The sequence below is a fragment of the Oceanobacillus kimchii X50 genome (genome assembly GCF_000340475.1).
Classification (GTDB): Bacteria; Bacillota; Bacilli; order Bacillales; family Amphibacillaceae; genus Oceanobacillus; species Oceanobacillus kimchii.
The window spans coordinates 186,927-195,395 of the sequence record NZ_CM001792.1 but is presented as its reverse complement, the minus strand read 5'-3'; the positions used below and the strand labels follow the sequence as shown (position 1 = coordinate 195,395).

The following is an 8,469-nucleotide window of genomic DNA, read 5'->3' as shown; positions in this document are numbered from 1 at the left end:
ACAGAAATAGATCGAATTAAAATTCCAATCATAATTAATATAAGTCCATAGATTAATACTTTTTCTCTTGTAAATTTATGAGCAAAGTTTGGTACCATAGGTGAAATAACTGCAAATGCTATCAATGGCAAGCTCGTTAATAATCCTGCCGTCCCATTTGAAATATCAATATCTTCTCGAATAAAACTTATCAATGGACCTACTGATGTAATGGCCGGACGTAGATTAAATGCCACAACAATAATTCCTATAAATAAAAGTACAAATTGAAGCTGATTATTACTCTTTTGATTCTCTTGAGATTCTACCATGATGAACCTTCTTTCTAACGCAAAACATTATTCTTTAACAATTTAATATACGCTTCATTGAATAATATAGCAACCTCTCCAGGTGAATTTTTGACAATATAAAAAAGGCTAGTTATACCAGCCTAACTAATCGTAGGAATGTTAAAAACGTTTATATACTTACATCTACTTCTTCACTTAGCAAATCACTATACCATTGAACCGAACGTTGTAAATCACTCACATGAATAAAAATGGTATTGGTACGATTCTTAATAGGGTTACTCATTCTTTATCTCTCCTTCAAATAAACGTTTGATTAAAATTATGGTTGTAATATTCTGTCAATTATTATAACTTAATCCTTTTTGACAGTAGTAATCTTGTTTAAAAGGAGTAATATTTTTTACTTATTTGAAGCCCATATCATACTCCATTCGCTTTGCCGTATCTAACGCAACTGTACACCCAACAGCTTTCGAACGAAAAGAAATGACATGTTTATACCTTCTAAAATCCCATCAGATATAATTATCGGAAATACATACAAGTTACATATGAAAATAGTATTTATGTAGAATAAGAAGGCAGATGTTTACCTTCTCATTTATCTTCATAAAGCCTAACATTGGAAACATCATTTCTGTTAAAGTTGTGAGTTAATTCTTCTAGCTCACGTACTGCTTTTTCAAATTCACGTCTTGTAAGTTGCTTGGTGGCTAGTAATGAACATAACATCGCATATGCTATCGGTTTAGTATCAACAAGAATACTAATATCGACATCTGAATTTCCGCTTTCCCTAATCGTTGACTCGATAGCTTGTGTATCGTTTGAATAAGGTCTTCTTTTACCTTTGATATTATATAGATTATCTATATTCGCCATATTACAACCTCCTTTTCGCCAAAGTTATAGGGACAAAGTGGGATGGTTGGATATCCCACTTTGAAAACATTGTATTAAAATCTTTTTCTTTTTTTGCAACAATGATGATTATCTTTATGACGATCATCGTCGTCGTTATTATCTTGTTCGCCTGCTACATCACCATTATCGTTAAAGTTATCGTCGTCAGTATCTGCTTTAGACTTAGACTTAGAATCGGATTTTACATCTACATAAGAATTTCCACTGTTAACTACTTTTGCAATATTGATATTACGATTTTTGTTCTTTGATTTGTTGTCGTTATCGTTATCGTTGTCATTGTCAAGCTTTATATCAGAATCAAAATCAACATTTGATTTCGAATCTGCATCTGCCTGTGCACGCGCTTTTGAAAAACTGAATTCTTGATTCCCATCTTTATCATATTTTTTCCACATATTATTATTTCCCCCCTTTACTTTACATTGATAATCTATGCGTTTTTTCTTTTTGTGTGGGGGCGGATACTCTAAGGCAATTGCTTGTTTTTAATGTTTTTAGTATATCTATCACATTAGGAAGTATTTATTACATAAATTAACTTTACATAGGAAAAATAAGTTAGGAGGTGTTTTTTATGAATAAAAAGTCAAAGAAAGATCGTGCTAATATGAGCGATGAACAAGCAGTCAGAGGAAATCTTTCCAAACAATTTGATCATGAATTTGCCAATGAACCATTAACAGCCGAAGAAAAGTTTAACAATAAAAAAACAAAGAAAAGACAGTAATGGATATGGTATTAGCCCCTTGACTTAATTTCCATGGGGCTAATTTTTAAATAGAAATCATTTTTTTGATCTATGTATCCCGTGAAATAGTTTCTAAAAAACCACTAACCTCCCTTGGTGTGATTTCAAAATAATAATTTGTTTTGTATCTGATAGTTGTTTAAGACTCGCTAAATTTAATACTTCTTTTTATCGCTCGGAACAAACAAATATACCTTGATATATGTAGAAAAATAATGGTATCAGCAGCATGTAATCTGATTTCCATCGTACCACCGTAATTACCATCAATAATCCAAGATTCTCTTTCCACTAGTTCCTCCTGGTTAGGTTTCTCAAAAAGTGCATCAACGGGCGTAATACTTGCATCACCCTTCACCCAAGCATCTGTTTAGCCATGCACAAACTGTTCCCTTGTTTTTATGGGTGGTTCGACAATGAACATTGAACTTTCTGTTTCTTTTGAGGTAAAGGAAACGCAATGAGCTGAAAGCAAACCGATGTCGACTTTCATCTCCCAAGGGAATAAGCACGACTTGTCTGATGAGTAATATTCAATTTATAATTTATGCAACGCAAAAAACCAGCAGACTTAAAGACTGCTGGTTTTATTTTTTTATCTTTTTAAATTTCAGCCCCAAAATCACCTAAGCTTATAAAAGCGCTTTGATATCATTTTCTATTTTTGCTGGTTTATCTTTAGGAGCGAACCTCTTCACTACGTTACCATTTCGATCTACAAGAAACTTTGTAAAATTCCATTTCACGTTACTGCCTAACAATCCTTTTTGTTCCTCTGTTAAATACTTAAATAATGGAGCAGCATTAGGACCTTTTACAACAATCTTTTTAAACAATGGAAATGTAACACCAAAATTAATCTTACACGCTTCTTCCATATTGTCATCATCGACCGGTTCTTGTTCATTGAACTGATTACTTGGAAATCCAAGAACACGCAGTCCCTGATCTTGATATTTTTGGTGCAATTCTTCTAATCCTTCAAATTGATTCGCAAACCCGCATTTGGTTGCTGTATTAACAATTAATAAGACATTGTCACGATACTGAGATAATGAAATTTCTTCTCCATTACTTTTTTCAACTTGATACTTGTATATAGACATAATGTCATGCACCTCCTACTAATTAGAATAAAGTAACTTCACGAATTTATAAACTATCAAGCTTACATTCTCATAAGATGCAATAAGACAAATAATTACTTTTAACTATATCACAATAAACCTTAAGCTTTTACATGATACCGACCTTTTGGAATCACTAATGGAGTTTGTGAAATAGGATCTGGAATAACAATGCAATCTAAATCAAACACAGTTTTCACGAGCTCACTTGTTAGAACTTCCGTTGGTTTCCCTTCTTCTATAAGTTTGCCTTCTTTTATCGCAAAGATATGGTCTGCATACCGTGCTGATAAATTTATATCATGCAATACCATCACAATGGTTGTACCGTATTTTCGATTTAATTTCGTTAGTAAATCTAAAATCTCCACCTGATACGTGATATCTAAAAAGGTAGTTGGTTCATCTAGAAGTAAGATATCTGTTTGTTGCGCTAAAGACATGGCAATCCATACACGCTGTCTTTGACCACCTGAAAGCTCATCAATATGTCGATCGGCAAACTCAGTAATATTCATAATTTCCATTGCTTCACTAACCGCTTCATAATCTTTTTTTGTCCAGCCTTTTAGAAATGTTTGATGCGGAAACCTTCCTCTTCCCACCAAGTCTGCAACTGTTATTCCCTCAGGAACAATTGGTGACTGTGGTAATAATCCTAATACTTTAGCTACCTGTTTCGGGGGAATTTTTTGAATTGATTTTCCCCCTAAGATAACTTGACCAGAGGAAGGCTTGATAAGCCTTGCCATTGTCTTAAGCAGAGTAGATTTCCCACAACCGTTCGCTCCAATAATAATGCTGATTTTATTACTTGGAATGGAAATATCTACATCGTGTAAGATAGCTTTATTATCGTATCCAGCAGTAATTCCCTCTGTATGAAAATCATGTGTCGGTTTCATTATAAATCTCCCTTTCGATTCATTCGGATTAGCAAATAAATCAAGTATGGTGCTCCGATAATACCTGTGATTACACCTACAGGGTACCTAGCAGCGAATGCAAATTGTCCTACAAGATCTGATGCCAAAACTAAAATGATGCCAACAAGTCCTGCTGGAATAATACTGGAAAAACCTGCACCAACTAACCTTTTGGCAATAGGCCCAGACAGAAAAGCAATAAATGCGATAGGTCCTGTTGTAGCGGTAGCTAACGCAAGAATCAGTACGGAGGTAATAATTAGTATAACTCGCGTTTTATCCGTGTTGACTCCAAGTGAAATGGCAGTTTGCTCGCCAAGTTCTAGCATATCCAATCGCTTTCCAAGCGCTACGATAATTGGCGCGAAAATAATAACAGCAATGATAAGAGGATAAACATCCTCCATCTTAGCACCATTTAAACTACCATTAAGCCATCTCATTGCTGTAGGAATATCATTTTCCTGACCAATCATTAATAAGTAAGATATTACTGCATTTAGCATAGCCTGAATGCCAATTCCTACTAAGATTAATCTACCAATTGAAAAAGAAGTACCTCTTGCTAATAAAAAGATAACAATTACTGTAGCAAGTCCACCAATAATAGAAGCAATAGAAACAACTGTAGTACTTGCTTGAAGTACAATGATACAGAATACAGCCGCAGCGCTTGAACCAGCTGTTATTCCGATAACATTTGGATTTGCAAGTGGATTACGAAGCATCGTTTGAAATACATATCCAGCAACCCCAAAAGCAAAACCTGCAAAAACACCCGCTACCATTCTTGGAAGACGAATCGTTCCTACAGCAAATGAAGCACCTTGGACCTCCTCACCAAGCAATACACTTATGACATCCGAAATAGGATAGATTGTATTACCTAGCATAAGCATAGTACAACTTAGCACAAAAGCAGTGATTGCCAGTAAAGATGTTACAAGTAAACACCGACGACGTCTCTTTATTCTACCTATCATAATAAGATTCATTGATTTATTCATCATAAAGCACGCATTTTCGCTTTCATAGTTATTAAGATTAAAATAGGAGCTCCAATAAAGGCTGTAACCACACCAACTTCAAGTTCACCAGGACTTCCTATTATTCGACCGAATACATCGGATATCGTTAAAATAACAGCACCTGCTAGAGCGGATAAAGGGATAACATAACGTAAATCAGGCCCAATGACGAGGCGGATTACATGTGTTGCTAACAAACCGATAAAACCGATAGGACCTGCTAATGCTGTCGCTGCACCACACAATATTACGCCTCCAAAAGCCGCAATAAGTCTAAGTGTCCCTGTACGTACACCTAACCCTGTAGCTGCTTCATCACCCAATGCTAATGCATTTAGAGCTGGTGAAGTAGCAATCGCTATTATTATGCCCACTAGGAGGAAAGGAATAAACAGAGAGACAGAGTTCCAATCTCCAGCTCCTACACTACCTACCTGCCAAAATCTAAATTCATCCATAACGCTGGAACGAGGAATCATAACTGCCATTACGAGTGAAGATAACGCTGCACTCGTCGCTGCACCCGCTAAAACGAGTTTAAGGGGCGTGGCACTGCCACTCCCCATCGAACCAATTCCGAATACAAAGATGGCAGTTAAAATTGCTCCTACTAATGCAAACCAAATATAATGACTAGCACTACCAATATTAAAAAAGGCAATTCCACACACGACGAATAACGCTGCACCTGTGTTAACTCCTAATATACTAGGATCTGCAATTGGATTACGAGTAACTGATTGCATTAGTGCTCCAGAAACTCCAAGTGCAGCACCACACATTAAACTAAATACAGTTCTCGCAATTCTTTGGCGAACAACATTTGCTCCGTGGGTCTGTACTTCCGGATGGAACAAGCCATCCATTAAATCATTCCACCCAACAACACGAGACCCAAAAGCAAGCGAAGCTAATATACTTATACCAAGCAATACAATTGAAAGCAAAAGTACTTTTATTAAATTCTTCGGTAAATGCAACTGCTTATTTTCTGAAACGGATAGATTATTCATTTTATTCGACTTTATTAGCAGCTTCTGAGAGTAAAGTTAAGTATTCATCAATAGTGTATTGAATAGACAGTACGCTTGGAGTTCCTGATGCTGCAAGTGGCGTATTATCTCCAATAACTACGACAGAACCTCTTTCAATTGCTGGCACTTTCCCGAAAATTGGATCTGCTTGTAGCGCTTCAAGTGTATATTCATTACCATAGGTTACTAAAATATCAACATCATTAAGCATATCTGCATTTTCAGCACTTGGTTCTATATAGAAACTATCTGAATCCTGTATTTCATTTGTAATACTTTCAGGATATTCCATCCCTAGCTCAGAAAGGAATCCACCACGTGGATCTGCAGGTGTGTAGACAAAGAAACTAGATAAATCTTCCGCATTTACACTTAGAAAAGCAGCTGATTTTCCTTCAAGTTCAGGATATTCACTAACCTTTTCATCAATTTGGTTCTCTACATCTGCAATTAATTGTTCGCCTTCTTCTTTCATTCCCATAGCAGTAGAATTCATTTCTAACTGCTCTCTCCATGTAGTCAACCAAGGAGCATTTGGATAGGCAACAACCGGAGCAATTTGAGTTAATGTATCATAATCTTCTTGCGTTATACCTGAGTATGCTGCAAGAATAACGTCTGGATTACTATCAGCAATTGCTTCGAAATCTAAACCATCCGTATCTTGAAAAAGATTCGGGGCTTCTTCACCCAGTTCTTGTACTTTTTCTGCAGTCCAAGGTAACATTCCACTATCATCTTGAACACCATAGTTTGCAGCAGAAAATCCTGCTGGAACTACCCCAAGAGCTAAAGCGTCATCATGGTTTCCCCACTGAATCGTTGTAATTCTTTCTGGTTTACTTTCAATAACGGTCTCGCCTAAAGCATGTTCAATTGTGATTGGGTATTGATCTTCTGTTTCTGCTGAATCATTAGATTCTTCTTCTGTCTCATCTGTCTCCTCTGTTGAGGATTGGCCCGAACAACCTACTAATACTAAAGTAGCAATAATAGTAAACATTAATACTAGTAAAAATGGTTTCTTTTTAAGCATATGTAAACCCTTCCTATCTATNNTAATCATTATCAATTAATATACTTTAATACTATGTTATTGTCAATAAATCAAAATATAATATCTATTACTATTAACCTACCTTAGGAAATAGTAATTTAGGCATACAAGAACAAAGGCGCAAGCTCTATCTACAGTAAACAAATTTTACTAATACACCAAAAAAACTCCTTTAAAGTAATACAAAAGAATTACTCTAATAGAGTTTCTGCCAAATCTGTATATTTTTTTACCCATATTGAAAAAGAAAGCTCATCATCCCAAGTAACCATCTTCGTCGCTTTTGCATTTCCCCAATCAAGCACTCTTTGATGAAGCATATGCACTTTTAGACGTTTTTTTCCATTCTCTTTTCCAGCTAAACTGTTAAAATAAACATCTATTAAGTGCTTAGCTGGCACTAATTCATTTTTATCAATATAATATGTAATCATCTTTATCAAATCTGAAATAGGATCAGCAAAATAAGCATTTGTAAAATCAAATACGCCGCTTACCTCCCAACCGCTACGGTCCTTATTAATTAAGAAGTTTCCAGGTTTAAAATCTCCCATCACAAATGTTGGCGAGCAAAAATGATTAAAATCTTCCTTGGATTCAGTTAGTAAGGATCTTACCAATTCCATATCTTCATGCGTTATTTTCGAGAATCTCTTCGCATCTTCTAACCAGTACATTATTCTGCTAAATAGCCACTTCGTATAACTAACCTCAAAAGGTGCTATCTTCAAGCTTACAGTATCTAGTTCACCAAACGTATTCACCTTCCAATTATGCATTGAAGATAACGTTTGGCCAATTAACTCAGCTATTTTAAGTTTCTCCTCTACATGAAGGTTATCTTCTAATTCTTTTGAATTTAAATGCTTTCCTTCAAGGCGTTGGATAATGGCGTAATTCCATCCAAAGATGTCATTGGAATCATCAATTATATAGAGTTTTGGAACTTTCACATTTGTTCTATTATCTATATTATCAATAAAAAAATTCTCCTCGACCAGCTGACCGGGATAGAGAGGGTTGCCTTTTAATACAAAATTTCCTTTTGTTGATGTAACAAACATTGTTTGTCCCATAGCTCCATGTTCTGTTTTACTCGACGTTAGGAGTTTACCTAAATCATACTTATCAAGCATTGACTGTAACTGAGAGTTTGTTACTTCTCCTAATCTCTTTGAACCAAAAATTATTTTTGAAGTCATATAAAGTCCTCCACATGAAAAAGCATCTTTTAAATGATTCACTTATTCAAAATAGATTCACTTGAGTCAATCTCATACTAGATATTTTGTGAAATCCAAATGTTCGATGTTTTGATTTTCATTA

General features: G+C 35.3%; 9 protein-coding genes and 2 pseudogenes. 1 reads left to right on the top strand and 10 read right to left on the bottom strand.

Translation table 11 applies throughout. The features are described 5' to 3' along the window. From C794_RS20775 to C794_RS01150, 3 genes and pseudogenes are all read right to left on the bottom strand, one after another. Nucleotides 1-311 (bottom strand): annotated as a pseudogene (locus tag C794_RS20775) (MFS transporter); the annotation flags it as partial. A gap of 582 nt (nucleotides 312-893) precedes the next feature. Beyond that, nucleotides 894-1,178 carry a hypothetical protein gene (locus C794_RS01155; RefSeq protein WP_017795303.1) on the bottom strand — a complete coding sequence of 95 codons (285 nt, stop codon included), beginning with the start codon at nucleotides 1,176-1,178 and terminating at the stop codon, nucleotides 894-896. Between the two features lie 74 nt (nucleotides 1,179-1,252). Next, on the bottom strand, nucleotides 1,253-1,618 hold the full coding sequence (locus tag C794_RS01150; protein WP_017795302.1) for a hypothetical protein: 366 nt from the start codon (nucleotides 1,616-1,618) through the stop codon (nucleotides 1,253-1,255). A 179-nt stretch (nucleotides 1,619-1,797) separates the two neighbouring features. Here C794_RS01150 and sspO point away from each other — a divergent pair, with 179 nt between their 5' ends. Next, on the top strand, nucleotides 1,798-1,950 hold the full coding sequence (gene sspO, locus C794_RS01145) for a small acid-soluble spore protein O (protein WP_017795301.1): 153 nt from the start codon (nucleotides 1,798-1,800) through the stop codon (nucleotides 1,948-1,950). A gap of 172 nt (nucleotides 1,951-2,122) precedes the next feature. Here sspO and C794_RS20605 read toward each other — a convergent pair. The 7 genes and pseudogenes from C794_RS20605 to C794_RS01110 form a co-directional block, all read right to left on the bottom strand. After that, nucleotides 2,123-2,329, bottom strand: a pseudogene (locus tag C794_RS20605) (P-loop NTPase family protein); the annotation flags it as partial. Nucleotides 2,330-2,603: 274 nt separating this feature from the next. Next, a complete protein-coding gene (locus C794_RS01135) occupies nucleotides 2,604-3,077 on the bottom strand; it encodes a glutathione peroxidase (RefSeq protein WP_017795299.1) in 474 nt (157 codons plus the stop codon). A gap of 122 nt (nucleotides 3,078-3,199) precedes the next feature. Then, the gene (locus C794_RS01130; RefSeq protein ID WP_017795298.1) at nucleotides 3,200-4,003 is read right to left on the bottom strand and encodes an ABC transporter ATP-binding protein; all 804 of its coding nucleotides are present in this window, start codon (nucleotides 4,001-4,003) and stop codon (nucleotides 3,200-3,202) included. Beyond that, nucleotides 4,003-5,034, bottom strand: coding sequence for a FecCD family ABC transporter permease (locus C794_RS01125; protein ID WP_017795297.1), 1,032 nt, complete (start codon nucleotides 5,032-5,034; stop codon nucleotides 4,003-4,005). The genes C794_RS01130 and C794_RS01125 overlap by 1 nt, the downstream gene beginning before the upstream one ends. Beyond that, complete coding sequence (locus C794_RS01120; protein ID WP_017795296.1) at nucleotides 5,031-6,065, bottom strand: FecCD family ABC transporter permease; 1,035 nt, start codon at nucleotides 6,063-6,065, stop codon at nucleotides 5,031-5,033. Before C794_RS01120 ends, C794_RS01125 begins: the two co-directional genes overlap by 4 nt. 1 nt (nucleotide 6,066) lies before the next feature. Next, nucleotides 6,067-7,122 (bottom strand): iron-siderophore ABC transporter substrate-binding protein, encoded by a 1,056-nt coding sequence (locus C794_RS01115; RefSeq protein ID WP_017795295.1) that lies wholly within the window; start codon nucleotides 7,120-7,122, stop codon nucleotides 6,067-6,069. 212 nt (nucleotides 7,123-7,334) lie between these two features. Next, nucleotides 7,335-8,345 (bottom strand): aminoglycoside phosphotransferase family protein, encoded by a 1,011-nt coding sequence (locus tag C794_RS01110; RefSeq protein WP_017795294.1) that lies wholly within the window; start codon nucleotides 8,343-8,345, stop codon nucleotides 7,335-7,337. Nucleotides 8,346-8,469: the final 124 nt, after the last annotated feature.